This is a genomic window from Microbacterium sp. BWT-B31 (genome assembly GCF_041379855.1).
Taxonomy (GTDB): domain Bacteria; phylum Actinomycetota; class Actinomycetes; order Actinomycetales; family Microbacteriaceae; genus Microbacterium.
The window spans coordinates 124,026-149,580 of sequence record NZ_JBFECU010000005.1 but is presented as its reverse complement, the minus strand read 5'-3'; the positions used below and the strand labels follow the sequence as shown (position 1 = coordinate 149,580).

The following is a 25,555-nucleotide window of genomic DNA, read 5'->3' as shown; positions in this document are numbered from 1 at the left end:
AAAGCTGCGCAGCAGTCAGGAACACACGAGAGCGGATGTCCCGGCACACGTGGTGCCGGGGCATCCGCTCTTCGTCTTCGGCCCCGGCTCAGCTCGCGATCGCGCGGCGGCGACGCAGGAGCGTCAGCAAGACCCCCGCGCCGACCAGGGCCGCGCCCGCTCCGAGCGTGCCCAGCGCGGCCGCGCCGTCGCCACCGGTCGCCGGCAGCGAACCGGTGATCGTGATCTCGGTCCAGCCGATCACGTTGCCCTCGGCATCGAGCACCGCGATACGGTGGCTGCCCGCGGGCGTGCCCGCCGGGATCGTCACCCGCACCGTGCCATCGGCGGCGACCGTGACCGTGCCGATCAGCTGCGGCGTCGAGTACAGCCACACCGTCACCGTCTCACCCGCATGCTCGACGCCGACATCGATCACGATCTGCTGGCCAGGCGCCGCGTTCGCCGGAGCCGTGACCGTCCCGTGGTTGCCCTCGACGAGCTGGTCACCCGGCACGGGCGTCGGCGTCGTGCCCGGGTGAGTCGGGTCCGTCGGGTCCGTCGGATCGGTCGGGGTGGCTCCGCCGGTCACCGTGATCGGGAAGGTCACGATCGTGCCGCTCGGCGCAGCCACGAGCGTGAGCACGTGCGCGCCGTTCGTCGTGCCCTCAGGGACCGTGGCATCGACCGTGGCGGCGCCGTTCGCGACGGCGACCGTGCCGATCGACGCGCCATCGAGACGCACCTGCAGCGAGGTGTTCTGGGGCGAACCCAGGCTCGTGAGGTCGAGACCGGCGACGTCGATGTCGAGCGCCGTCCCCGCCTGCACCGACGTCGGCACAACCGGAACCTGCACGGCCTGACGCGCGAAGTCAGGCTCGAGGCCGGGGTGCGCCTGCAGGTACGCGATCCACGCGTCGCGGTCGACGAGTCCGGAGTCGGCCGCTGCGGTGCCCTGGGTGAAGACGCGGAAGTTGTCGCCGCCGGTCAAGAGGAACGAGAACGTGCCGATGCGGTACGGGGCGGCCGGGTCGATCGGCGCGCCGTCGACCGTGATCGATGTGACGTGCGAGCCCTCGGGCGCTGCCGGGTCGAATGTGTAGGTCACGTTGTCGGACAGCCCGAGCTGCAGGTAGGGACGGCTCGGGATGCTGCCGGCGGCGTCGCGCTGCCACTGCTGCTCGAGCAGCGTCTTGAACTGGGCGCCGGTCAGCGTCGTCGTCCACAGGTTGTTCGCGAACGGGAGGACGCTGTTCGCCTCGCCGTAGGTGATGACCCCGTCCGGCGCGTAGAACAGCTCCCCGCGCAGTCCACCGGGGTTGACCACGCCGATCTGGGCGCCGCCGAGCCGGGGCTCTGCGAGCGTGTCGACCAGGGCGTCTGCGACGAGGTCGCCGAGGGTCGACTCGCTCTCGCGGGCGTCACGGCCTGTGCTCGGGGTCGGGCCCGAGCCCGTGTACACGCCATCCACGAAGGAGCCGCCCGCGTAGGCGGTGGTGATGTCGGCGGTGACCGATCCGACGGGGTCTTCGCCGACCGTCGCCGCGTAGGCGAGCGCCGTCGTGACGATCGACGACACCTGCGCGACGCGCGGGTAGGTCGCAACGAGCTTCGCGTCCGGGATGGATGGGATGCTCGGCGGGGCCGGGGTCGCGATGCGCGCGACGTTCGCCTCGGCGTGCGACACCACCTCGTCGGTCGCGGGGTCGTAGTTCAGCACGACCTTGCCCACGAACTCGCCGTACGAACCGGTCTGCAGGACCGGACGCGTGCGGGTCTGGTCGCCGGGGATCGGCGCCTCCCACGCGTACTGCTTGTGGGTGTGTCCGGTGAAGATCACATCGACGTCGGGCGAGGTGTCCTCGATGATCGCGGCGAACGCCCCGCCGACGGCGACCTCCTCCTCGAGGGAGGATCCGTCGGGCGCTCCGGCCCCGGCGCCCTCGTGGTACTCGGCCAGGATGATGTCGGCTTCACCATTGCCCGAGTCGCCGTCGGTGAGCTGCGCGGTCACGCGGTTCACGGCTGCGACGGGGTCGCCGAACTCGAGCGCCGCGATGCCGCCCGGGCTCACCAGTGACGGGGTCTCCTCGGTGACGGCGCCGATCACGGCGACGGTCACGCCGCCCATGTCGAACGTCATGTACTCCTCGAGGGCCGGGGTCGTCGTGCCGGCGAGATACACGTTCGCACCGAGGTACGGAAAGCCCGAAGCGGGGATGACTCGGTCGGTGAGGTCTGCGAAGCCCCGGTCGAACTCGTGGTTGCCGACCGCCGAAGCTGCGAGCCCGAGTGCGTTGAGAATGTCGATCGTAGGCTGGTCCTTGGCCACGGCGGAGGCGAACAGCGATGCGCCGATGTTGTCGCCGGCCGAGACGAAGGCGACCGGCCCGGTGGCCTTCGCGCGCTCCTGCTCGACGGTGCCCGCGAACCTCACCGTGTTGGCGTCGATGCGGCCATGGAAGTCGTTGATGTTGAGGAACGTCAGGTCGATCGTCCCGTCGTCGCGTGCGCACACGTTCGCGAGCGCCTTGCTCGTGGCGACGGTGGAGCGGAATTCGCCGGTGCCGTCGGCGCAGCGGCCGAAGCTCGTGGTCGTGTCGGTGGTCCAGGCGTACGAGTCGAGCGGCGTCTCGTCGGGCGTGAGCACTCGCACGGAGTCGATCGTGTCGAGGTTGTCGCCCTCGACGGCTTTCGTGTCGATCGCGTAGAACGCGCCCGGTTCGAGCGACGTGCCCTCCGGGACGACAGCACGCGTCGCCGTGTCGTCCTTGATGAGGAAGCCGGAGATGTCGACTTCCACGGTGCCGGTGTTCGTCAGCTCGACCCAGTCGTTCGCCGCGTCGACCTCGTTGATGACGATGGGCGGTTCGTCGGCGGCGACGGCGGGCACCGCGGCCAGGGTCGGGGCGAGCGCCACACCGAGGACGGCAGCCAGAGAGACGAAGACGCGCGAGCGCGCGCGTCGGGGGGAGGGTGAGCGCATGAGAGGCACCATTCGACAGCGAGTTCGGGTCTGTGCCTAGAACCTACGCGAAACGACGAGAAAGTAAACGGAGTGAGAACGAATTTTCACACGGCCGTAACCGCAGGTCGCGGCCGGTGCTCTCCCCCGGCCCGCCGACAGCCTCAGGGCGGTGACCGCCCACGCGGCCCGAGGGGATCGCGCTGATCGCCGAGCCGTCGATTCCGAGCGCGTCGACCCTCAACGTCAACGTCTTCGCCCCTTCTCCCGCGGATCCCGCGGCGCGTCCGCCGGTCATCGTGCGGATCCACGGCGGATCGTTCGTCTCGGACTCGGATGTGTGGGGGCGAGGCATCCCGCCCCGGCGTCGACGGCGACGCGAGCGTGCGCGCTTGTCTGAACAGCGTTCGAGCTCGGCCGAGCGCCCGCCGCTACACCAGTTCGGGGATGACCTTCTTCTCGAACAGCTCGACGCCCGAGCGGTCGTAGGCCGTCTCGGGGAAGTAGTGGATCGCATACCCGAGACCGCGGTCGCGCATGGCGCTCAGGCGCTCGACGATCTGCTCGGGCGTGCCGACGAGTCCGCCGCCGCTGCGGTACTCGGCGATGAACCGCTCCGTCACGTCGCCGAGGTAGGGCCGCACGCGGGCCTCGAGGGCATCGACGCGCTCGGCCACTTCGGCCTCGGTTTCGCCGATGATCGTGTTGTAGTTCGCCGAGCGCACGATCTCGTCGAAGTCCCGCCCGATCGCGTCGGTGTGGCCGCGCAGGATCGCGCTCTTGGCCTCGAAGCCGGCGGGGTCGCCGGCGAAGTTCGTGTACTGCGCGTACTTCGCCGCGATCCGCAGCGTGACCTTCTCGCCGCCGCCCGCGATCCACAGCGGAATGCCGCCGTCCTGCAGGGGCAGCGGCCGCACGATCGCGCCGTCGACCTGGTAGTGCTTGCCGTCGAGGGTCGCGGTGCCGGTGGTCCACGCCTGACGCATGATGTCGACGCCCTCGTCGAGGCGCGCGAGGCGCTCGCCGATCGACGGGAAGCCGTACCCGTACGCGCGCCACTCGTGCTCGTACCAGCCGCCGCCGATGCCCATCTCGGTGCGCCCGCCCGACACGATGTCGACGGTGGCGGCGACCTTCGCGAGGTAGGCGGGGTTGCGATAGCTCATGCACGTGCACATCTGGCCGAGGCGGATGCGGTCGGTGATCGCCGCGAACGCCGCCATCAGCGTCCACGCCTCGTGGGTCGCCTCGGCGCTGGGCACCGGCACGGTGTGGAAGTGGTCGTAGACCCACAGCGACTCCCACGGTCCTTCGTCGGCGCGCTGCGCGAGTTCGCTCATCACCCGCCACTGGTCCGCCGGCTCGATGCCGAGAAGGTCATGACGCCAGCCCTGGGGAATGAAGGTTCCGAAACGCATGACGCTCAGCCTAGGGCCGCCGGACCTTCGTGCACACGGGCGTGCGGCATCCGTCGTCTCATCACCTCGATCGCGTCGGGGTTGACGTCGACGAGCACCGCGTCGCGCCCGAGCGCCGACGCGACCGCGCCCGTGGTGCCGCTGCCGGCGAAGAAGTCCAGCACGCGGTCGCCGGGGCGGGTGGATGCCTGCACGATGCGCCGCAGGATTCCCTCGGGCTTCTGCGTCGGGTACCCCGTCTTCTCGCGGCCGGTCGTCGGGACGATCGTGTGCCACCACACGTCGGTCGGCAGCTTGCCGCGCGCGGCCTTGTCGGGGGTGACGAGCCCCGGCGCCATGTACGGCTCGCGGTCGACGGACTCGGAGTCGAACCAGTACCGCGCCGGGTCCTTCACGTACACCAGGATCGTGTCGTGCTTGGTCGGCCAGCGCCTGCGGGTCTTCGCGCCGTAGTCGTATGCCCAGATCAGCTCGTTGAGAAACCGCTCGCGCCCGAAGAGGGCGTCCATCAGCACTTTCGCGTAGTGCGCCTCGCGGTAGTCCAGGTGCACGTAGAGGGTGCCGTCGTCGGCGAGCAGTCGCCACGCCTCGACCAGCCGCGGTTCGAGGAACCCCCAGTAGTCGTCGAACCGGTCGTCGTACGCGCGCAGGTCGCCGCGCAGCCGCTCGTACTCCCGCCCGTGGAACCCGCGCCGCACGACCGTCTCACCCCCAGCCCGCGCAGAACGCAGGACTTCTGCATCCGGCCCGGCTGCAGAACCAGGGGATTCCGGATGCCGGGGCCCGGCCCCGTCTCGGATCTCCTGCGTTGTGCGCAGGGCCCGCGCGGTCTCCACCATGCGGGCCTGGGCGCGGCCGGTGTTGAACGGCGGGTCGAGATAGATCAGCGTGAAGGATGCCTCGGCGAAGCCGCGGATCACGTCGAGGTTGTCGCCGTGGTGGATGTCGACGGCGCCGGGCCCGGCCGACGGCGCGCCCGGTGCGGCATCGGCCCCGCTCACGGCACGCGGTTCAGCCACGCGTCCGTCGCGAACTTCGAGGCGACGAGGGCCTCGGCCTCGGCGTATTCCTCTTCGGTGATATGTCCGGGCGCGGCGCCGTACAGCTTCGTGAAGGTGTCTTTGAACGCCTCGATGATCGCCTCGCGCGCAAGCCCCGTCTGGCGCCTGAGCGGGTCGACGCGCTTCGCGGCCGAGACCGTGCCCTTGTCGCTCAGCTTCTCGCGGCCGATGCGCAGCACCTCGGTCATGACCTCGCCGTCCATGTCGTACGAGAGGGTCGCGTGGTGCAGCACTCCGCCGTTGGCGAGCCGCTTCTGCGCGGCGCCGCCGATCTTGCCCTGCGGCGAGGCGATGTCGTTGAGCGGCTGGTAGGTCGCGTCGATGCCGAGCGCGCGCAGCGCCTGCAGCACCCAGTCGTCGAGGAACGCGTACGAGTCGGCGAACGTCATCCCGGCGACGAGGGAAGCCGGCACGTACAGCGAGTAGGTGACGATCGAGTTGGCCGCCATGAGCATCGCGCCGCCGCCCGAGATGCGCCGCACGACGTCGAAGCCGTGCTTGGCGGCGCCCGCAGGGTCGACCTCGTTGCGCACCGACTGGAATGAGCCGATCACGACGGCCGACTCGTCCCACTCCCACAGGCGCAGGGTCGGATTGCGGCGGCCGTCGCCCACGCGCGCGGTGAGCACCTCGTCGAGCGCCAGGTTCATCCGCGGCGACACGGGCCGCTCGTGCACGACCTCCCACGCGAAGTCGCGCCAGCCCGGCGCGGTCACCAGCGCTCGGCGTACGGCGGTGCCCACCGACTCGGGCGTGAACCCCAGCAGCTGCGCGCCCTCGGGAAGGGCGCCGCGCACGGCGGCGGCGATGGCGGCGGCATCCGTCTCAATCGGCAGTCCGTTCACGGCGCCGTCGATGTCGTCGAGGGCGTCGTCGGGCTCCAGGAAGAAGTCACCCGCGAGGTGGAAGCCGGCGATGCGGCCGCCCTGCTCTTCGAAGTCGACCACGACGAGCTTGCCGCCGGGCACCTTGTATTCGCCGTGCATGCCACCAAGACTATGACCCGTTGTCAGGCTGCGCCCGGGCGCGTCTGATAGGTTGGGGCCGCGGCTTCCCGAGCCGCTGCGTCGTCGACACGCAACCCCGGCCCCTCTTCGCGGCCGTGGCCGGCCCCTGAGCCTGCCGAAGAGTCGAGCGGCGAAACGATGCGCGAACCCGCGCCGTCGCCACCTCCGCACCGCCGCCATCCGAGCGCGCGGGCGCCTGCCCGAAAGCATCCATGTCTTCCTTCACCTCTCTCGGCGTGCCCGAGAACCTCGCCGCCGTGCTCATCGCCGACGGAAAGACCGAGCCGTTCGCTATCCAGCGCGACACGCTCCCCGACTCCCTCGCCGGCCGTGACGTGCTCGGCCGCGGCCGCACCGGCAGCGGCAAGACCATCGCGTTCGCGCTGCCGCTCGTCGCGCGCCTGGCCGGCGGCCGCCGTCAGCCGAACCGTCCGCGCGGCCTGGTCCTCGCTCCCACGCGCGAGCTCGCGTCGCAGATCACCGCGACCATCAAGCCGTTGGCCGACGCGGCGGGCCTGCGTGTCACCACGATCTTCGGCGGCGTCAGCCAGAAGCCGCAGGAGCAGGCGCTGCGCGCGGGCGTCGACATCGTCGTGGCCTGCCCCGGACGCCTCGAGGACCTCATCAAGCAGGGCTTCGTGAACCTCGGCGGCGTCGAGATCACGGTGCTCGACGAGGCCGACCACATGGCCGACCTCGGGTTCCTGCCCGGAGTCACCCGCATCATGAACGCGACGCCGCAGGTCGGTCAGCGGCTGCTGTTCAGCGCGACGCTCGACCGCGGCGTGGACGTCCTGGTCAAGAAGTTCCTCCGCGACGCGGTGCGTCACGAGGTCGACGAGGCGAGCGTCCCGCAGGGTGTCATGACCCACCGCGTGTTCGTCGTGAACGCCGACGAGAAGCCGGCGCTCGTGCAGCACCTCGCGTCCGGCCACGGCCGGCGCATCCTGTTCACGCGCACCAAGCACCAGGCCAAGAAGCTCGCCAAGCAGCTGACCGCGCAGGGCATCCCGGCCGTCGATCTGCACGGCAACCTGGGCCAGAACGCGCGCGAGCGCAACCTCGCCGCGTTCGGCGCCGCCATCGAGGACGGCGGCGTGCGCGTGCTGGTGGCCACGGACGTCGCAGCCCGCGGCGTGCACGTCGACGAGGTCGAACTCGTGGTGCATGTCGACCCGCCCGTCGAGCACAAGGCGTACCTGCACCGCTCCGGCCGCACCGCCCGCGCGGGCGCCGAGGGCGTCGTCGTGACGGTCGCGGTCGACGCGCAGCGCGGCGAGGTCAAGGATCTGCTCCGCAAGGCACACGTGTCGGCCGCGCTCGAGCCGGTGCACGCCGAGCACGAGTCGGTCGCCGCCCTCGTCGGCGCGCGCGCACCGCACGTGAAGCCGGCTCCGCCCGCGCCCGCGCAGCAGCAGCGCCCCGCCAAGAACAAGCCCGCTGGCGCGCCGGGCGAACGCTCCGCGCCGACCGGCGGCTCGCGTCGCCGTCGCGGCGGTCGCGGCGGCGCCGGTCAGACGCAGCCGGCGGATGCCTCGACCCCGCGCCAGTCCGGCGCTCAGCGCTCCGGCGCCTCGAGCGCCAACGCCCGCGGGAACGGTTCGACCGGCGCGCAGGCCGCGCGCGGCGACCAGCCGAAGAACGCGGCGCGCTCCGACGCCCGCCGCGGGACGGCATCCGGCTCTTCGGCCCCGCGGGCCGCGGCGCAGCGCTTCACGACCGGCAGCACCGTCGCCGACATCCAGCGCGGCTCGCGCTCGCCCAACCGGCGCGCGCGCGGCTGACCCGCCGCATCCGTCGACTGCTGCCCTTCAGTGCGACCGCGGCGCATCGAAACGGCGCACTCGCACACGCCAACCGCACTCGCGCCGCAGCGCGCCGCGCGCGGCTGACCCGCGGCATCCGTCGACTGCTGCCCTTCGGTGCGACCGCGGCGCATCGAAACGGCGCACTCGCACACGTCAACCGCACTCGCGCCGCAGCGCGCGCGGCTCAGTCGCGCGCGGGCATCCGCGCGTCGAGCCAGGCGAGCAGGTCGGCCCGCACGTCGGCCTGCATGATCTCGTTGAAGATCTCGTGGCGGGCGCCGGGGTACACGAGCGTGGTCACGTCGGTGAAGCCCGAGCGGGTGCGGTAGGCGTCGGCGAGCTTGTGCACCGAGCGCGGGCCGCCGACGGTGTCGTCGCGGCCCACCATGATCAGCGTCGGGATGTCGCGGCCGAGCTCGCGCCGCGGGCGCCCGAACAGGCGCGCGGCGTCGACCACGCCGAACAGCTTCAGCAGCGGGGTCGCCGTCGTCAGCGGATCGTCGAGGAACGCCCGGCCGACGGCCGGATCCGACGAGAGCCACTCGGTGCCGAGGGCGTCTTTCGAGTTCCACGGCGCGTTGAGGTCGCCGCCGTTGAGCGAGCCGGGCCAGCGCAGCGCTGAGCCGCTGAGCACGAGCGCGTCGTACGCCTCGGGATGCCGGTTCACGAGCATCTGCGAGAGGAACGAACCCCAGGAGTGCCCGAGCAGCACGAGCGGCAGGCCGGGGTTTTCGGCGCGGATGAGCTGGGTGAACTGCCACACCGCGGCCAGCGCGGCGGGCATGCCGCCCGGTCCGAGCCGGCCGAGCTTCGAGGCGTCGCCGCCGTGCTGGGCCATGCCCGTGCGCCCGTGGCCGCGATGGTCGTCGGCGTAGACGGTGAAGCCGTCCGCGGTGAGCGCTTCGATCAGGGCAGAGTAGCGCCCGGCGTGCTCGCCGACGCCGTGCAGCAGTTGGACGACCGCGCGCGTGCGGGTCTGGGCGGGGTGGACGTCGTAGACGACCGAGATGCCGTGTGCATCTTCGAACTCGGGCATGCGCAGAGTCTAGAGTGCGCGTCGCGCGAAACGGATGCCGCGCCCCGAGGCATCCGGACTTTACTTAACATGGGTAATGAACTAAGTTAAGTAATCTATGGCGAACCCTGCTCAGCGCGACGAATCCTCCCCCGACCTTTCGAGAGAGGCCTCTGCGCTCAGGATCGCGACGTTCCGCCTCGCGCGCCGCATGCGCACGCAGCGCTCGGTCGACTCGATGAGCGACGGGCAGTTCGCCGTTCTCGCCGGGCTCAGCCTCCACGGCCCGCACACCCTGGGCGAACTCGCCGAGCGGGAGCGCGTGTCGGCGCCCGCGATGAACCGCACCGTGAACTGCCTGCAGGACTCGGGGTTCATCACCCGCGGCTCGGACGAGAACGATGGGCGAAAGGTCGTGATCGACCTCACCGAGGCCGGACGCACGGTCGTCGCCGAGACGGTGAGTCAGCGCGACGCATGGGTCGAATCGGCGCTCGAGGAGTTCGAGCCCGCCGAACGGGCGATCCTCGCGCAGGCGGCCGAGCTCATGCAGCGGATGGTGGCGCGATGAGCGGGATGTTCCGCTCGTTCTCGAGCTTCAACTACCGCCTCTGGTTCATCGGCGCGCTCGTCTCGAACATCGGCCAGTGGATGCAGTCCACCGCCATCAGCTGGGTCGTGCTCACGGGCCTCACCGACAACGACGCCGGGGCGATGGGCGTCACGCTGGGGCTCCAGTTCGCACCGCCGCTGCTGCTGGTGAGCGTCACAGGCTGGGTCGCCGACCGGTTCGACCGCCGCCGCCTGCTGCTGGTCACGCAGTCGCTGCTGGGCCTGCTCGGCCTCACGATCGGCCTCCTCATCTTCAGCGGTCACATGACCCTGTGGACGATGTACGCCTTCGCGTTCGCCCTCGGCGTGGTCGCGGCGTTCGACAACCCGGCCCGGCAGGCGTTCGTGTCGGACCTCGTCGCGCACGAGAACGCGTCCAACGCCGTCGCGCTGAACGCGGCATCGTTCAACGGCGCCCGCATGATCGGCCCCGCCGCCGCCGGTGTGGCGATCGTCGCGATCGGCACCGGCTGGGTCTTCGTCGCCAACGCGGTCACCTTCGTCGCGATGGTCGCGGCGCTGCTGCTGATCCGCACGAACGAGCTCATCCCCCGGGCCCGGGCCACCGGCGCCGCGCGCCTGGCCGACGGCTTCCGCTACGTCGGCAAGCGCCCCGACCTCATGGTCGCCTTCGCGATGGTGTTCCTCATCGGGGCGTTCGGCATGAACTTCCCGATCCTGGCCTCGACGATGGCGCTCGAGTTCGGGCAGGACGCCGACGGATTCGGCCTGCTCAGCTCGATCCTCGCGATCGGCTCGGTCGTCGGCGCGCTACTGGCCGCGCGGCGCGACCGCGCCCGCATCCGCGTGCTCATCAGCGGCACGCTGCTGTTCGCCGTCGCGGCCGGTGTCTCTGCGTTCATGCCCACCTACTGGCTGTACGCCGTCACGCTCATGTTCACCGGCTTCTCGGTCGTGACCATGATGACGACCGCGAACGGCTACGTGCAGACGACGACCGACCCGGCGCTGCGCGGGCGCGTGCTCGCGCTGTACATGGCGATCCTCATGGGCGGAACCCCCATCGGAGCGCCGATCGTCGGCTGGGTCGCGGCACAGTACGGCCCTCGGGCGGCGATCCTCGTCGGCGCCGTCGCGGCGTTCCTGGCCTTCGGGATCGGCGTCACGTGGCTGTTCGCGTCGGGGCGCGTGCAGCGCCATCAGACCCGGCGCTTCCGGCTGACCCTCGACGAGACGCAGCCCGTCACGGTGCTGCGCGCCGCGCCCGAGCAGTTCAGCGACGAGGTCGCCGCGACCACGCCGATCCGCGTGCCCACCGCCTCGACCGCGCCGGCGCGCTCGCGCGCCTGACCCGGGCGGCAGAACTCCTCCAGTTCGGCGCTCGCGCGCCCGAACCGGCCGTCTCGCGCGGCGACGCCGCCGATTCGGAGGAGTTCTGCAGGCGCGTCAGCGCGGCTCGCGCCCAGCGGGCAGGCGCGTCAGCGCGGCTCGCGCCCAGCGGGCAGGCGCGTCAGCGCGGCTCGCGCACGCCGACCCGCACGAGGTGCGCGTTGACGAAGCGCCCCTCGGGGTCGAGCCGCTCGAACACCGCGCGAGCGTCGGCCAGGCGAGGGTGCACGCGCTCGATCGCCGCGCGGTCGAATCCGTGCCGCTTGCCCCAGTGCGGCCGCGCCCCGAACGGCGCGAGGGCCTCCTCGATGCGCGGCAGCACGTCGCCTACGCCCTCGGGGTGGTTGAACCACGTGAAGTGGATGATCGCGACGTCGCGCTCGTAGGCGGGGCTGAGCCACAGCCCGTCGGCGGCGGCGGTGCGCAGTTCGGTCCAGATGAGGTGCGGGCGGATGCTGCCGCCCAGCGCCCTGACCGCCCGCAGCGCCTCCGGCGCATCGGCCCGGGCGACGAAGTACTCGCTCTGGATCTCGTCGCCGAACGACGGCTGCGCGTCGAGCCGGAAGTGCGGCAGCCGCAGCATCCACGGCCCCGGCACCCCGGCGAGTTCGGTCACGTTGTCCTCGACGCCGAGCGGCGAGTCCCCGCCGGTCACGCGGATGCCTCCCGCCAGCGTGTCGGGCACGGGATCGTCGTCGGCGTCGAGGCGCGTTTTGACCCACACGAACTCGAGCTGTGTGTCGTCCCACTTCGAGAACACCGAGACGCTGTACCCGGCGGCGGTGACCGCCGGCCAGTCGGCGAGCGCGGCATCCCACGTCACGCCCGTGTAGAGATCCTGCCGCAGCCGGAACGAGGGCTGGATGTCGAGGGTCACCGCCACGACGACGCCGAACGCGCCGAGCCCCACCACGACCGCGTCGAAGTCGGGCTCGCCCCTGCGGATCACGCGGACCTCGGCATCGGCCCCCACGTACGTCAGCGCCCGCACGCTCGTCGAGAGCACGCTGTTCGCGTCGCCCGACCCGTGCGTGCCCGTCGCCGTCGCCCCGGCGACGCTGATGTGCGGCAGCGACCCGAGGTTGCCAAGCGCCCAGCCGCGCTCGTCGAGCCAGACCGCCAGCACGCCGTAGCGCGTGCCCGCGGCGACGGTCACGGTGCGCTCCGCCTCGTCGAGCACGAAGGCCGCGGGCAGCCCCGTCACGTCGATCAGGGTGCCCGCGGTGTCGGGCAGGTCGGTGAACGAATGGCGCGTGCCGAGCGCATGCACGGGGCCGCCGGATGCCACGGCCCGGCGCACGTCGTCGATCGTTTGCGCCGCGACGATGCGGGCAGCGCTGTACTCGTAGGTTCCGGCCCAGTTTCGCGGCATGCCTCGAACCTATTGCGTCCGCAGCGCGGGGGTCAGTCGATCCAGACCACGATGCCGGTGAGGTCGTGCAGGACCGCGGCGACCCCTGCCCGCACGGCCCGCGCGCAGCGCTCGGCGGTGAACGACGCGGCGTCGAACTCAGAGGACGCCTCGAGCCCCTCGCCGCGGAACGACGCGCCCGCCCAGTCGACGGCCGTGACGTTGTAGGTCGGCTCGGCAAGCTCAGCGCCCACGACGAGGAACTGCTGTTCGAGGTGGTTCGGGGTGACCGCCGCGAGCGCGTCGATGAGGTCGTTGCCCGCAGTGACGATGAGGTCGGGGTGCATGTCCATCGCGGCGACGATCGACGGGATCGGATCCGCCGCAGCGACGATCGCGCGCAGGTCCACGTGCTCTTCGCCCGCCCACTCGCGAACCGCCGAGACCAGCTCCGCGGTCGCCTCGTCGTCGCCGCCGGACACCAGCGCGACGCGGAAGTCCGCGGACGGGTGCACCTGGTCCCACGATCCCGGGGCGGGCTCGATCGTCGCCTCGGGACTCGGCGCGGTGGCCGGCTCGAACCCCGGCCTGAGCGCCCCGATCGCGGTCGGGGCAGGGTGCGGAGCGCTCCACGAATCGGCGGCGCAGCCGCTGAGGACGAGGACGGCCAGAACAACGAGGGCGGGACGAACGAGCAGACGCACCGACACAGCTTGCACGCCGCGAAATGCTTCGCCAAACCGTCTCTCACCGCGTTTGCCAACCGTTCCGCTGCGCATCCCGGCCCGTTCACCACACCCGTGCAACCTCGGCCGGTTCGTTAGGAGATCCCATGCATTCCGGCATCCGCCGCCGAATCACCGCCGTGCTCGTCGCGATCGGCGCCCTCGTCCTGTTCACCCCGGCGCTGGCCGCTTCCGCCCACGGATTCAGCTCTGTCGTGTACGGCGACGTCGCCGCCGGCGAGAACGGACACGTGATTGTCGAGCTCGAACTGGAGTACGACCTGCTCGTCGTGTCGGCGGCCGACTACGAGGACGAGGATCCGCTCTACCGGGACGGCACCGCGGCCTTCGAAGACGGCGATCCCGACGAGCAGGAGGACGCCCTCACCGCCCACTCCGACGCGGTGCTCGCCTATGTCGGCGAACGCTTCGAGGTGGCCGCGGGGGCGCAGTCGTGTCCGGTGGAGCCGGCCGCCCCGTTCGCCGTCACCGAGCGCGACGGCGTCCCGTACGCCGTCGTGACCCTCGACTACGCGTGCGAGCCGACCGGCGACGGGCACGTGGTGACCTCGACCCTCTTCACCGACGACGAGGGCTACGTCACCGGCACCAAGACCATCCTCACGTACGAGATCGACCACCAGACCGGCAGCGCCGCGCTCGAGGCGGCGGCCCCCTCCTTCTCCACCGTGCAGAGCACGGGCGAGCGCTTCGTCGCGTTCTTCGGGCTCGGCGCGGAGCACCTTCTCACCGGCATCGACCACATCCTGTTCGTCCTCGCGCTCATCGCCGGCTCCCGCCGGTTCCGCGAGATCGTGCTGGCGGCGACCTCGTTCACCGTCGCGCACTCGGTCACGTTCATTCTCGCGGCGACCGGCGTCGTGAGCGTCTCGGCGCGCTTCGTCGAGCCGACCATCGCCATCTCGATCGCCATCGTCGGCTCGTGGCACCTGTGGCAGCTGTGGCGCGAGGGCAGGGTCGCCAAGGACCTCACCGCCTCGAGCGGTCCGCTGGGCCTCGACCGGCCCGGATGGCTGCGGATCGGCATCGTGTTCCTGTTCGGCCTCGTGCACGGCCTGGGCTTCGCCGGTGCGCTCGGCATCGACGAGCCCTGGTCGTGGACGCTGCTGTGGTCGCTGCTGGTCTTCAACCTGGGAATCGAGGCCGTGCAGTTGGGCATCATCGCCGTGGCGTTCCCGCTCCTGATCCTGCTGCGTCGCCGCCTGCCGAAGATCGGCATGTGGGCCACCGGAGCCCTTGCCGTCGCGGTGTCCGGGTTCGGCCTGGTCTGGTTCGTCGAGCGTCTCATCGGCGCGTGACGGGCCGCTGCCTGCCGCACCCAGATCTTCGCGGCGCGTCCAGGTTCAGTTCCCCCGCCCGTTCGCCCCCGGTTCATCCCGGATCACCAATCTTGCACTGCCACATCCCCCTACAGAAAGAACGGACTCCATGTCTCCCACTCCCCACGCACTCGCACGGCCCGCGACGCGCGGCCGCCGAGTCGCCTGGATCTCGGCTCTCGCCATCGGCGCGGCGATCGCCGGCTGCGGCCTCGTCGCCGCCCCGGCGAACGCCGAGACGACGACGTCGCTGACCGGCATCATCCTCGGTGTCGGCGCCGACGAGACGCAGCGCACCGTCACGTGGTACACCTCGACGGACTCGAACGAGTCGGTCGTGGTCGCGCCCTCCGCGTCGGTCGTGAACGGCGTGTTCCCCGCCGACTCGGTGACCTTCGCCGCCACCGGCGCAGCCAACACCTCCACGACCGGGTTCAACCGCCACGCCACGATCACCGGCCTGAAGGAGAACACCTCCTACAGCTACCGTGTCGTCGTGAACGACCCCGCGGCGGCCGAGCCGACGGTCTCGCCGGTGTACTCGTTCAAGACGCAGTCGTTCGAGGGCGACTACGACTTCCTGTTCTTCGGCGACCCGCAGATCGGCTCGTCGGGCAACATCGCCGGCGACGGCGCGGGCTGGAAGAGCACGCTCGACATCGCTCTCGCGGCGAACCCGAACGCCGAGATCCTCGTCTCGGGCGGCGACCAGGTCGAGACGGCGAACACCGAGACGCAGTGGGACGCATTCCTCGCGCCCGACAAGCTGCGCCAGTACCCGTGGGCGGCCACCATCGGCAACCACGACGTCGGCGGCAAGGCGTACGAGCAGCACCTGTACACGCCCAACACCGACCGCACGGCCCCTTACTACGCGGATGCCTCGAAGCAGGCGACCACCTCGGGCGGCGACTACTGGTACATCTACAAGGATGTGCTGTTCATCGACCTGAACAGCAACAGCTACAACAGCAGCGGCTCGAAGAAGGGCGACGACGCGCACGTCGCGTACGTCGAGAGCGTGATCAACGAGCACGGCGCGGAGGCCAAGCACACGGTGCTCGTCTACCACCACGCCATCTACTCGCCGGCGAGCCACGCGCAGGACAGCGACAACAAGACCCGTCGCCTCACCTTCCCGCAGACCTTCTCGCGCCTCGGCGTCGACCTGGTGCTGCAGGGCCACGACCACGCGTACTCGCGCAGCTACGAGCTGAAGGACGGGCAGCGGGCCAACCAGAACGAGACGCCTGGCCAGGCCGACATCTACCCGGGCCCCGGCGGCGTCATCTACGTGACGGCGAACTCGGCCTCGGGCTCGAAGTACTACCAGATCACCAAGCCCACCGGCACGGACACCGGCATCCAGGGCCAGGGCGCCGACCCGGCCAACCCGAGCAACTACTGGTACAACTCGGTGCAGAACCAGGAGAACAAGCGCACCTACGTCAAGGTGCAGGTGCAGGGCGACCAGCTCGTGGTCGAGAACGTGCGCAGCGAGGTCTCGCCCCAGGGTGAGATCGGCTCGACCGTCGACTCGGTGACGATCCACAAGAACCACGGCGCCGGCGAAGACATCGCCGTCGCGGTTCCGGATGCCGCCCCCGGCGAGTTCGGCTGGACGATCGACGGCACCAACCGCCTGGTCGACCTCGGCACGGCCGAGCAGAAGAGCCCCGACTACTTCGAGGCCAAGGGCTCGCTCAACCCGATCACCGTCACCGACACGCGCCGCGCTCGCCCCTCGTGGTCGATCAGCGCCTCGGCCTCGGACTTCGCCGACGGCGACAAGTCGTTCTCGAGCAAGTACCTCGGCTGGAACCCGTCGCTCATCTCGTGGGTGAACGGCGCCACCGCCGGCAGCGGGGTCTGGTCGGGCTACGACGACGACGGCGCCGGCCTCTCGCAGTCGCGCGTCCTCGCGACGGCGACGCAGGGCCACGACCGCGGCGCCACCCAGGTCGGAGCGGACCTCGACCTGAAGGTCCCGACGGACACGATCGAGAAGGGCTCGTACCGTGCGACCCTGACGATCACCGCGCTCAGCGAATGATCCACCGCGGGGGTCGCCGGCAGCACGCGCCGGCGGCCCCCGCACCGCACACGCAGACAGACTCGAGACCCCATGAACACTCGCCCCCTTTCCGCCCTCGCCGCCGCGGCCGCCGTGGTCGCGGCATCCGTCGCGCTCTCGGTGGCGCCCGCCGGCGCGGCGCTCGCCCTCGACGACGATGTGTCGTGGACGGTCCGCACGGCGTCGAACGACTTCGGCGCCGACCGCACGAGCTACCACTACACCGCCGACCCGGGACGCACCGTCGAGGACGCCATCGTCATCGCCAACCACGGCGACGAGTCCGTCGACCTCGCCCTGTATGCGGCCGACGGCTACACGACCGACAGCGGCGGGTTCGACATCCTCACCCCCGGCGAGACCTCGACCGCGGTGGGCGCGTGGATCCAGCCCGCCGAGGACCTCGTCACCGTCGAGCCGGGCGCGAGCGTCGAGGTGCCGTTCACCCTCACCGTGCCCGAGAACGCCACTCCGGGCGACTACGCCGGCGGGATCGTCACGTCGCTGGCGCAGCCCGGCGACACGCAGGGCCTCAGCGTCGATCGCCGCCTCGGCATCCGCGTCGCGCTGCGCGTGGGCGGGGCGCTCGCGCCCGCGCTGGCGGTCACCGATCTGCACGTCGCGTGGGACGGCGGCGCCAACCCGCTCGCCGTCGGCGACGCGCGCGTGACCTACGAGATCGAAAACACCGGCAACACGATCATCTCGGCGCAGCAGGCCGTGTCGGTCGCGGGACCGTTCGGCTGGTTCCGGACGGATGCCGCCGCCCTCGACGCCCCGCCGCAGCTGCTGCCCGGCGAGCACTGGACCGTGACCACGACGGTGCCCGGCGTCGGCGGCTGGCTCGTGCTGCTCGCCCAGGCGAGCGTGACCCCCGTCGTCGTCGACGCGTCCGGATCGACCAACGCGATGGCCGTGGTGATCGCCGACGCCGCCGGCTGGGCGGTGCCGTGGGTGCTGCTCGTCATCGTGCTGCTGATCGCCGCGGCCGCGTTCTTCGCGGTGCGTGGCATCCGTCGCGCCCGCATCCGCGCGAAGGCGCGAGAGGACGAGCGCATCGAGGCCGCGGTGGCGCAGGCGCTCGCCGAGTCCGAGGCGGTCCCCACCACCGAGGCAGCATCCCCTTCCACGGTGTAGTCCGCGCGTGCGGGCGCCTCGCGCCCGCCTCGCGCCCAGCTCGCGCCCAGCCCAGCCCCGTCGAGAACGCGGTTTCTCGCCGAGACCGCACGTCATCCCCGGGGACAGCGTGCGGTCTCGGCGAGATCGCGCGGTCTCGACGCCGGGTGGCACGGGCGCGCAGGGAGGGATGCCGCAACTCGGGGGTGCGGATGCCGCGCCGCGGGTCAGCCGCCGGTCGACCCGCGCACGACGAGCTCGGGCTGGAACACGACGTGCTCGCGCGGGCGCTCGCCGCGCTCGATCTCGAGCAGCAGGTCGACGGCGGTCGAGCCGATGAGCTCGGCGGGCTGGCGCACCGAACTCAGTGGGATCACCGCCGACGATGCGAAGTCGATGTCGTCGTAGCCGATGAGGGCGATATCGCCCGGCACCCGCACGCGCCCGCGACCGTCCGCGGCGGTCGATGACCCGGGGAGCATCACGATGCTCTGCAGCAGCCCGAGGGCGAGCAGGTCGTTGGCTGCGAAGACGGCGTCGGGTCGGTCGCGCGGATCACGCGCCAGGATGCCGCGTCCCGCGCGGCGGCCCTCTTCGACGGTGAGCGCATCGGTGCCGATGAACTCGAGGCGCCCGTCGGCCGCACCGATCGCGGCCTGGGCTCCGGCGAGGCGGTCGGCGACCTGACGAATCGTGACGGGTCCGCCCACGAACGCGATGCGGCGGCGGCCGATCGACAGCAGGTGCTCGGCGGCGATGCGGCCGCCCTCGACGTCGTCGACGGCGACCGAGGCGAAGCTGGCGTCGTGCGACTCGCGGTCGACGAGCACCGTCGGAATGCCGTGATCGCGCATGCGCATGAGCCGTGGCAGGTTCTCCGAGACGGGAGTCACGAGCACGCCGAACACCCTTTGCTCCTCGAACAGATCGAGGTAGGTCGACTCACGGTCGTGCTTGTCGTCGCTGTTCGCGACGAGCACCGAGAGCCCGTGTTCGGCGGCGCGACTCTCGGCGCCCCGGGCGACCTCGGTGAAGAACGGGTTGCGCACATCGAGCACGACCAGCCCGATCGTGCGGCTGCGCCCGGCGCGCAGCTGCCGCGCGGCGTCGTTGCGCACGAACCCGAGGCGCTCGATCGATGCCAGCACGCGGGCGACGGTGTCGGGCGACACCTTCTCGGGGCGGTTGAGCACATTCGACACGGTGCCCACCGACACTCCGGCGTCGTCCGCCACATCGCGCACGCTGATCGCCATCGGTCTCCTCCTCCCTGCCTCGAGCGACGATGTGAAACGAATCAGTCACGGTCGCGGCATCCGGCTTGACAGCTATTCCAACGTTAACCTAGCCTCTCTCTTGGTCAGGGAATGAAACGATTCACTTCCCTCAATGAAGAGAGTGGGTGATATCCCCGTGAACGCGACGCCTGTGCTCGAACTCGCCGACGTTCAGAAGGCCTTCGGCTCGGTGATCGCCTTGCGCTCGGGCACGATCTCGGTGCATGCCGGGTCGATCCATGCGCTGGTGGGTGAGAACGGCGCGGGCAAGTCCACGCTCGTGAAGATCGTCGCGGGGCTGTACCAGCGCGACGGCGGCACGTTCCGGCTCAAAGGCGAAGACGTCGACTTCACGTCGACCGCCCAGTCCAAGAGCGCCGGCGTGGCGATCATCTACCAGGAGCCGACGCTCTTCCCCGACCTGTCAGTGACCGAGAACATCTTCATGGGGCGCCAGCCCACGGGCCGCCTCGGCCGCATCGATCGCAAGACGATGCGCCACGAGGTCGAGCGCCTGTTCACGCGCCTGGGCGTCGCGATCGACCCCGACCGCCTCGCCGAGGGCCTGTCGATCGCCGACCAGCAGGTCATCGAGATCGCCAAGGCCGTCTCGCTCGACGCGACGCTGCTCATCATGGACGAACCGACCGCCGCCCTCTCGGGCGTCGAGGTCGAGCGGCTCTTCGCGATCGCGCGGAGCCTGCGCGACGAGGGCCGTGCGCTGATCTTCATCTCGCACCGCTTCGACGAGGTCTTCGACCTGTGCGACACGATCACCGTGATGCGCGACGGCGCCTACATCGCCACCGGCGCGATCGCCGACACGACCGTCGACGAGATCGTGCGACAGATGGTCGGCCGCGAGGTCACCGAGCTCTTCCCCAAGCAGGAGACCGACGTCGGAGGGCCGCTGCTCGAGGTCGAGGGGCTCACCAGCCCCGGCGTGTTCCACGACATCTCGTTCACCGTCCGCGCGGGCGAGATCGTCGGACTGGCGGGACTCGTCGGCGCCGGTCGCAGCGAGGTCGCCCGCGCCGTGTTCGGCGTCGACGCATACCGCGAGGGGACAGTGCGGATGCTGGGCAAGGCCATCCGCGGCGGGCGGCCGACCGAGGCCATGCGTGCGGGGCTCGCGCTCGTGCCCGAGGACCGCCGCAAACAGGGCCTCGTGATCGAGTCCGGCGTCGGCCGCAACATCGCCCTCGCGATCCGTCGCGAGCTGTCGCGCTTCGGCCTCATCACCACGAGCATCGAGAACCGCGCCGCAAAGGAATGGGCAAGCCGGCTCGAGGTCAAGTCCTCCGCGCTCGACACCATCGCTGCGACCCTCTCGGGCGGCAACCAGCAGAAGGTCGTGCTGGCGAAGTGGCTCGCCACGAAGCCCAAAGTGCTCATCATCGACGAGCCGACCCGCGGCATCGACGTCGGCACCAAGGCCGAGGTGCACCGCCTGCTCTCCCAACTCGCCGGCGAGGGCATGGGCATCCTCATGATCTCGTCCGAGCTCCCCGAGGTGCTCGGCATGGCCGACCGCGTGCTCGTCATGCGCGAAGGGCGCATCACGGCCGAGATCGACCGCGACACCGCCACCAGCGAGAACGTCATGTACGCCGCGACCCACGCATCGGAGCAGCTGAAGTGACCGCGTCCCCTCCCACCACTCGCATCCCGGTCTCGGGCCTGACCAAGCGCCTGAGCGCGCTCGGCCGCGCGCGCGAGTTCGGCATCCTGATCGCCCTCGCCATCGTCATCGCGGCCGCCACGATCAAGAACCCCGCGTTCCTGTTCTCGAACGACGGCTGGCGCGACCTGCTGCTGACCCCTTCGATCCTGGTGCTCGTGGCCGTCGGGCAGGCGATCGTGATCATCACGCGCAACGTCGACCTGTCGGTGGGCTCCATCATCGGCCTCACCGCCTACCTGACCGGGCGCCTCTTCATCGACTTCCCAGCTCTGCCGATCCCGCTGGTGGCCCTGCTGGCCGTGGTGCTCGGCGCCGTGCTCGGACTGATCAACGGCGCGCTCGTCGCGTTCGCCCGGGTTCCCGCCATGGTCATCACCCTCGGAACCCTGTACGCCTACCGGGGCATCAACGTCGCGTGGGCGGGGTCGAGCCGCGTCAATGCGTCGGACATGCCCAAGGAGTTCCTCGCTCTCGGCACGGGCCAGATCCTGTTCATCCCGATCCTCACGATCATCGCCTTCGCCGTCCTCGCGATCGCTGCGTGGTACATGCGCAACACCCGCGGCGGCCGCGAGTACTACGCGATCGGCTCCGACCCCGCCGCGGCCGAGCTCTACGGCCTGCGGGTGACCCGCCGCATCCTCACCGCGTTCATCCTGTCGGGGGCGCTCGCCGGACTCGCCGGTGTCTTCTACGCCGCCCGCTACGGCTCGGTCAGCTCGCAGGCGGGCGCCGGCTGGGAACTGGATGCCGTCGGCGCCGCCGTCATCGGCGGCATCGCCATCACAGGAGGCGTGGGCACGGTGTGGGGTGCGGCGATCGGCGCCGTGCTGCTCATGACCATCAACCGGGCGCTGCCGATCCTCGGCATCCCCGACTTCTGGCAGCGCGCCGTCGTCGGCGTGCTCATCATCGGCGCGATCGTGCTCGACCGCATCCTGGCGGTGCGCCAGAGGCGCCAGCTCATCGAGGCGAGGGACGAATCATGACCACCACCGCCACCACCTCGTCCACGCGGGTCATCCGCGACTACGCGAAGCCGCTCTGGCAGCGGGTGCTCCTCACGCGCGAGATGGCGATCATCGCGCTGCTGATCGTCGTCGTGCTCGTGGCATCCGTCGCCGTCCGTGGGTTCGGGCAGCCGATCACGCTGAACTACCTGCTGCTCGACATCGCGCCGATCCTGCTGATCGCGCTGCCGATGACCCTCATCATGATCACCGGCGAGATCGACCTGTCGGTGGGCAGCATGGTGGGACTGTCCAGCGTCGTCACCGGCGTCGCGGTGAACGCCGGCATCCCGTTCGAGGCGGCGGCGCTGCTCGCGCTGGTCGTCGGAGTCGTCGGCGGTGCGGTGAACGGGTTCTTCGTCACGGTGGTGGGGCTTCCCTCGCTCGCCGTCACGATCGGAACCCTCGCGCTCTTCCGCGGCCTCGCCGTGGGCCTGCTCGGCACGACGGCGGTCACCGACTTCCCCGAGCTGTGGACGGCGCTCGCGAAGGCGAAGATCTCCGGCACCACGATCCCGTACATCATGGTGCCGTTCCTGATCCTGCTCGTCGTGTTCGTCGTGCTGCTTCACTTCACGTCGTTCGGTCGCGGCATCTTCGCGATCGGTCTGTCCAAGGACGCCGCCCGGTTCTCGGGCGTGGACGTCGAGCGCACGAAGCTCATCCTGTTCGTGCTCGCCGGCCTCGTCTCGGCGTTCGCGGGCGTCTTCTACACCCTGCGCTTCGGCAGCGCCCGCGGCGACAACGCGACCGGGCTCGAGCTGCAGGTGATCGCCGCAGTCGTGCTCGGCGGCGTGTCGGTGTTCGGCGGCCGCGGGGCTCTGCACGGCGTCGTCGCCGCGGCCGTGCTCATCGGCGTGATCTCCAGCGCGCTGCGCCTGGCGAACATCACGTCGGATGTCATCAACATCGTGACCGGAGTGCTGCTCGTGCTCTCGGTCGTCGCCGCCAGCGTCCTCAACTGGCTGCAGAAGGCCCGTCGGCGACCCGGCCGACCCCCACGCGTCACGGCCTCCACAGCATGATCAGGCCGCTGCACGCCGCCGTCGACACCCGTCGCGGCGGAGCCCATGAAAGGAAAGAACAATGACGTTTGCACGCAAGCGTGTCGCCGCGGTCGCGGCGGTGGCCGTCGCGGCCGCTCTCACGCTCGCCGGCTGCGCCGACACCGGGTCGGGCGACTCGTCCGGCGACACCGGTGGCGACAGCGCGAACCTGGCGGTCACGTTCCTGCCGAAGAACCTCGGCAACCCGTACTTCGACACCTCGAGCAAGGGCGGCAAGGCGGCCGTCGACGAGTTCGGCGGCACTTTCAACGAGGTCGGCCCGGCCGAGGCCACGCCCGACGCGCAGGTGAGCTACATCAACACCGCGACCCAGCAGGGCGTGGGTGCGCTCGTCGTCTCGGCGAACGACCCCAAGGCCATCTGCGACGCCCTGAACGAGGCGCGCGACGCGGGCGTCAAGGTCGTCACCTTCGACTCTGACACCAACCCCGAGTGCCGCGACCTGTTCATCAACCAGGCCACGGCCGAGGGCATCGCCAAGATCCAGGTCGACCTGATCGCCGAGCAGATCGGCGACGCGGGCGAGATCGCGATCCTGTCGGCGTCGGCGAACGCGACCAACCAGAACGCGTGGATCGCCACGATGGAGGAGCTCCTGGCCGCCGAGCACCCGAACATCACGCTCGTCGAGACGGTGTACGGCGACGACGACGACCAGACCTCGTTCGACAAGACCGCGGCGCTGCTGCAGTCGCACCCGAACCTGAAGGGCATCGTCTCGCCCACCACGGTCGGCATCTCGGCCGCGGCGCGCTACCTGTCGACCTCGGACTTCAAGGGCAAGGTCGCGCTCACGGGCCTGGGCACCCCGAACCAGATGCGCGAGTTCGTCGAGGACGGCACCGTCACCGCGTTCGCCCTGTGGAACCCCGAGGAGCTCGGTTACCTCGCCGCGTGGGCCGCGCAGGCCCTCATCACCGGTGAGATCACCGGCGAGGAAGGCGACACGTTCGAGGCCGGCAAGCTCGGCTCGTACACGGTCGGCCCGGACGCGACCGTCCTCCTCGGTGACCCGTACGTGTTCGACGCGGACAACATCGGCGACTTCGACTTCTGAGTCGCCCGCCCGGCCGGCGGCCATCACGCCGGCCGGGCCCCTTCCGAAAGGCTTCCCATGACGCGCGTGTCCTTCCAGCTGCGGGTGCGCCCCGAGCTCATCGACGACTACGTCGCCCGTCACTGCCCCGTGTGGCCCGAGATGCTCGCCGAGATCGCGGCGGCCGGGCGGCGCAACTACTCCCTCTTCCTCGGCGACGGCGGTCGGCTCTTCGGCTACTACGAGACCGACGACGACGCGGCCGCGCAGGCCTATCTCGCGGCATCCCCCGTCGCCACCCGCTGGGAGGCCGAGATGTCCCGGTTCTTCGTCGGCCTAGAGGGCCGGCCCGACCAGGCCGCCACACCGCTCGTCGAGGTGTTCCACCTCGAAGACCAGCTCGCCGCGGCGGAAGCGGCCTCGGCGGCGGCATCCCTCATCGACAACGAAAGCGACGCATCGTGAGCACCCTGTCCCCCGAGATCCTGTCGACCCTGGAGGCGCAGGGCATCGAACTGCCGAGCTGGGCGTTCGGCAACTCCGGCACGCGGTTCCGCGTGTTCACCACGGCCGGGACGCCCCGCGACCCGTTCGAGAAGATCGCGGATGCCGCGCAGGTCAACTCCTTCACGAGGCTCGCGCCGTCGGTCGCGCTGCACATCCCGTGGGACAAGGTCTCTTCGTACGGCGACCTGCGCAAGCACGCCGAAGACCTCGGCGTCGCGCTCGGCACGATCAACTCGAACACGTTCCAGGACGAGGACTACAAGTTCGGCGCGCTCACCCACCACGACGAGCGCATCCGCCGCAAGGCGATCGACCACCACTACGAGTGCATCGAGATCATGCATGCCACGGGCTCGCGCGACCTGAAGATCTGGCTGGCCGAGGGTTCGAACTATCCGGGACAGGGCGACCTGCGCGCCCGCCAGGATCGCCTCGCCGACTCGCTGCAGCAGATCTGCGCGCGCCTGTCGGGCGAGCAGCGCCTGGTGCTGGAGTACAAGTTCTTCGAGCCGGCTTTCTACCACACGGATGTCCCGGACTGGGGCACCTCGTACGCCCAGGTCGCCGCCCTCGGCGATCGCGCGATGGTGTGCCTCGACACCGGCCACCACGCGCCGGGCACGAACATCGAGTTCATCGTGATGCAGCTGCTGCGCCTCGGAAAGCTCGGCTCGTTCGACTTCAACTCGCGCTTCTACGCCGACGACGACCTGATCGTGGGGGCGGCGGATCCGTTCCAGCTGTTCCGCATCATCTTCGAGGTCGTGCGCGGCGGCGGGCTCAACAACCCCGATGTGGCGTTCATGCTCGACCAGTGCCACAACATCGAGGACAAGATCCCGGGCCAGATCCGCTCGGTGCTGAACGTGCAGGAGATGACCGCCCGGGCGCTGCTGGTCGACCGCGCCGCCCTCGCCGCCGCGCAGGACGCGAACGACGTGCTCGCCGCCAATGCGATCTTCATGGACGCGTTCTACACCGACGTGCGTCCCGCTCTCGCCGAATGGCGCGAGTCGCGGGGCCTTGCCGCCGACCCGATGGCCGCGTACGCGGCATCCGGCTATCAGGCGCGCATCGCCGCCGAGCGCGTGGGCGGCACCCAGGCCGGCTGGGGCGCCTGACCCCTCCCCTTCCCCGCAGTCACGATCTGCGG

The 25,555-nt window shown here is 70.7% G+C and carries 20 protein-coding genes; 12 read left to right on the top strand and 8 right to left on the bottom strand.

Translation table 11 applies throughout. The features are described 5' to 3' along the window. Window positions 1-88: 88 nt before the first annotated feature. The 4 genes from AB1K54_RS07640 to AB1K54_RS07625 all read right to left on the bottom strand — a co-directional run bounded on the left by AB1K54_RS07640 (window position 89) and on the right by AB1K54_RS07625 (window position 6,409). Window positions 89-2,965 (bottom strand): 5'-nucleotidase C-terminal domain-containing protein, encoded by a 2,877-nt coding sequence (locus AB1K54_RS07640; protein WP_371202147.1) that lies wholly within the window; start codon window positions 2,963-2,965, stop codon window positions 89-91. A 410-nt stretch (window positions 2,966-3,375) separates the two neighbouring features. Continuing rightward, window positions 3,376-4,362: an LLM class F420-dependent oxidoreductase gene (locus AB1K54_RS07635; RefSeq protein ID WP_371202146.1), complete on the bottom strand. Its 987-nt coding sequence runs from the start codon at window positions 4,360-4,362 to the stop codon at window positions 3,376-3,378. A gap of 5 nt (window positions 4,363-4,367) precedes the next feature. After that, a complete protein-coding gene (locus AB1K54_RS07630; protein WP_371202145.1) occupies window positions 4,368-5,381 on the bottom strand; it encodes a site-specific DNA-methyltransferase in 1,014 nt (337 codons plus the stop codon). After that, window positions 5,360-6,409, bottom strand: a complete 1,050-nt coding sequence (locus AB1K54_RS07625; protein ID WP_371202144.1) for a biotin/lipoate A/B protein ligase family protein — start codon at window positions 6,407-6,409, stop codon at window positions 5,360-5,362. The genes AB1K54_RS07630 and AB1K54_RS07625 overlap by 22 nt, the downstream gene beginning before the upstream one ends. Before the next feature lie 233 nt (window positions 6,410-6,642). Here AB1K54_RS07625 and AB1K54_RS07620 point away from each other — a divergent pair, with 233 nt between their 5' ends. Continuing rightward, a complete protein-coding gene (locus AB1K54_RS07620) occupies window positions 6,643-8,214 on the top strand; it encodes a DEAD/DEAH box helicase (protein WP_371202143.1) in 1,572 nt (523 codons plus the stop codon). A 208-nt stretch (window positions 8,215-8,422) separates the two neighbouring features. On the opposite strand, the gene AB1K54_RS07615 is transcribed toward AB1K54_RS07620, so the two are convergent. Beyond that, on the bottom strand, window positions 8,423-9,274 hold the full coding sequence (locus tag AB1K54_RS07615; RefSeq protein ID WP_371202142.1) for an alpha/beta fold hydrolase: 852 nt from the start codon (window positions 9,272-9,274) through the stop codon (window positions 8,423-8,425). Between the two features lie 97 nt (window positions 9,275-9,371). Here AB1K54_RS07615 and AB1K54_RS07610 point away from each other — a divergent pair, with 97 nt between their 5' ends. Together AB1K54_RS07610 and AB1K54_RS07605 are read left to right on the top strand one after the other, a co-directional pair. Further along, entirely contained in the window at window positions 9,372-9,824 is a 453-nt protein-coding gene (locus AB1K54_RS07610; protein ID WP_371202141.1) for a MarR family winged helix-turn-helix transcriptional regulator, read from the top strand. Continuing rightward, window positions 9,821-11,176, top strand: coding sequence for an MFS transporter (locus tag AB1K54_RS07605; protein ID WP_371202140.1), 1,356 nt, complete (start codon window positions 9,821-9,823; stop codon window positions 11,174-11,176). The genes AB1K54_RS07610 and AB1K54_RS07605 overlap by 4 nt, the downstream gene beginning before the upstream one ends. A 160-nt stretch (window positions 11,177-11,336) precedes the next feature. Here AB1K54_RS07605 and AB1K54_RS07600 read toward each other — a convergent pair whose 3' ends face one another. Both AB1K54_RS07600 and AB1K54_RS07595 read right to left on the bottom strand, forming a co-directional pair. Further along, complete coding sequence (locus AB1K54_RS07600; protein ID WP_371202139.1) at window positions 11,337-12,587, bottom strand: D-arabinono-1,4-lactone oxidase; 1,251 nt, start codon at window positions 12,585-12,587, stop codon at window positions 11,337-11,339. A 32-nt stretch (window positions 12,588-12,619) separates the two neighbouring features. Further along, window positions 12,620-13,285, bottom strand: a complete 666-nt coding sequence (locus tag AB1K54_RS07595; RefSeq protein ID WP_371202138.1) for a hypothetical protein — start codon at window positions 13,283-13,285, stop codon at window positions 12,620-12,622. A gap of 113 nt (window positions 13,286-13,398) precedes the next feature. On the opposite strand from AB1K54_RS07595, the gene AB1K54_RS07590 reads away from it, so the two are divergent. From AB1K54_RS07590 to AB1K54_RS07580, 3 genes are all read left to right on the top strand, one after another. Beyond that, window positions 13,399-14,610 carry a HupE/UreJ family protein gene (locus AB1K54_RS07590; protein ID WP_371202137.1) on the top strand — a complete coding sequence of 404 codons (1,212 nt, stop codon included), beginning with the start codon at window positions 13,399-13,401 and terminating at the stop codon, window positions 14,608-14,610. 130 nt (window positions 14,611-14,740) lie between these two features. Then, window positions 14,741-16,684 carry a fibronectin type III domain-containing protein gene (locus tag AB1K54_RS07585; protein WP_371202136.1) on the top strand — a complete coding sequence of 648 codons (1,944 nt, stop codon included), beginning with the start codon at window positions 14,741-14,743 and terminating at the stop codon, window positions 16,682-16,684. Window positions 16,685-16,756: 72 nt separating this feature from the next. Further along, window positions 16,757-17,842 carry a WxL protein peptidoglycan domain-containing protein gene (locus AB1K54_RS07580; protein ID WP_371202135.1) on the top strand — a complete coding sequence of 362 codons (1,086 nt, stop codon included), beginning with the start codon at window positions 16,757-16,759 and terminating at the stop codon, window positions 17,840-17,842. A 206-nt stretch (window positions 17,843-18,048) separates the two neighbouring features. Here the strand turns inward: AB1K54_RS07580 and AB1K54_RS07575 are convergent, their stop codons facing one another. Continuing rightward, window positions 18,049-19,077 carry a LacI family DNA-binding transcriptional regulator gene (locus AB1K54_RS07575; RefSeq protein WP_371202134.1) on the bottom strand — a complete coding sequence of 343 codons (1,029 nt, stop codon included), beginning with the start codon at window positions 19,075-19,077 and terminating at the stop codon, window positions 18,049-18,051. A 133-nt stretch (window positions 19,078-19,210) separates the two neighbouring features. On the opposite strand from AB1K54_RS07575, the gene AB1K54_RS07570 reads away from it, so the two are divergent. From AB1K54_RS07570 to rhaI, 6 genes are all read left to right on the top strand, one after another. Further along, window positions 19,211-20,740 carry a sugar ABC transporter ATP-binding protein gene (locus tag AB1K54_RS07570; RefSeq protein ID WP_371202133.1) on the top strand — a complete coding sequence of 510 codons (1,530 nt, stop codon included), beginning with the start codon at window positions 19,211-19,213 and terminating at the stop codon, window positions 20,738-20,740. Between the two features lie 50 nt (window positions 20,741-20,790). Beyond that, window positions 20,791-21,771, top strand: coding sequence for an ABC transporter permease (locus AB1K54_RS07565; RefSeq protein WP_371202198.1), 981 nt, complete (start codon window positions 20,791-20,793; stop codon window positions 21,769-21,771). Further along, entirely contained in the window at window positions 21,768-22,817 is a 1,050-nt protein-coding gene (locus AB1K54_RS07560; RefSeq protein ID WP_371202132.1) for an ABC transporter permease, read from the top strand. Before AB1K54_RS07565 ends, AB1K54_RS07560 begins: the two co-directional genes overlap by 4 nt. Window positions 22,818-22,878: 61 nt before the next feature. Continuing rightward, window positions 22,879-23,916 (top strand): rhamnose ABC transporter substrate-binding protein, encoded by a 1,038-nt coding sequence (gene rhaS, locus AB1K54_RS07555; RefSeq protein WP_371202131.1) that lies wholly within the window; start codon window positions 22,879-22,881, stop codon window positions 23,914-23,916. Between the two features lie 57 nt (window positions 23,917-23,973). After that, window positions 23,974-24,360, top strand: a complete 387-nt coding sequence (locus tag AB1K54_RS07550; protein WP_371202130.1) for an L-rhamnose mutarotase — start codon at window positions 23,974-23,976, stop codon at window positions 24,358-24,360. Then, entirely contained in the window at window positions 24,357-25,523 is a 1,167-nt protein-coding gene (gene rhaI, locus AB1K54_RS07545; protein ID WP_371202129.1) for an L-rhamnose isomerase, read from the top strand. Before AB1K54_RS07550 ends, rhaI begins: the two co-directional genes overlap by 4 nt. The last annotated feature ends 32 nt before the right edge of the window (window positions 25,524-25,555 follow it).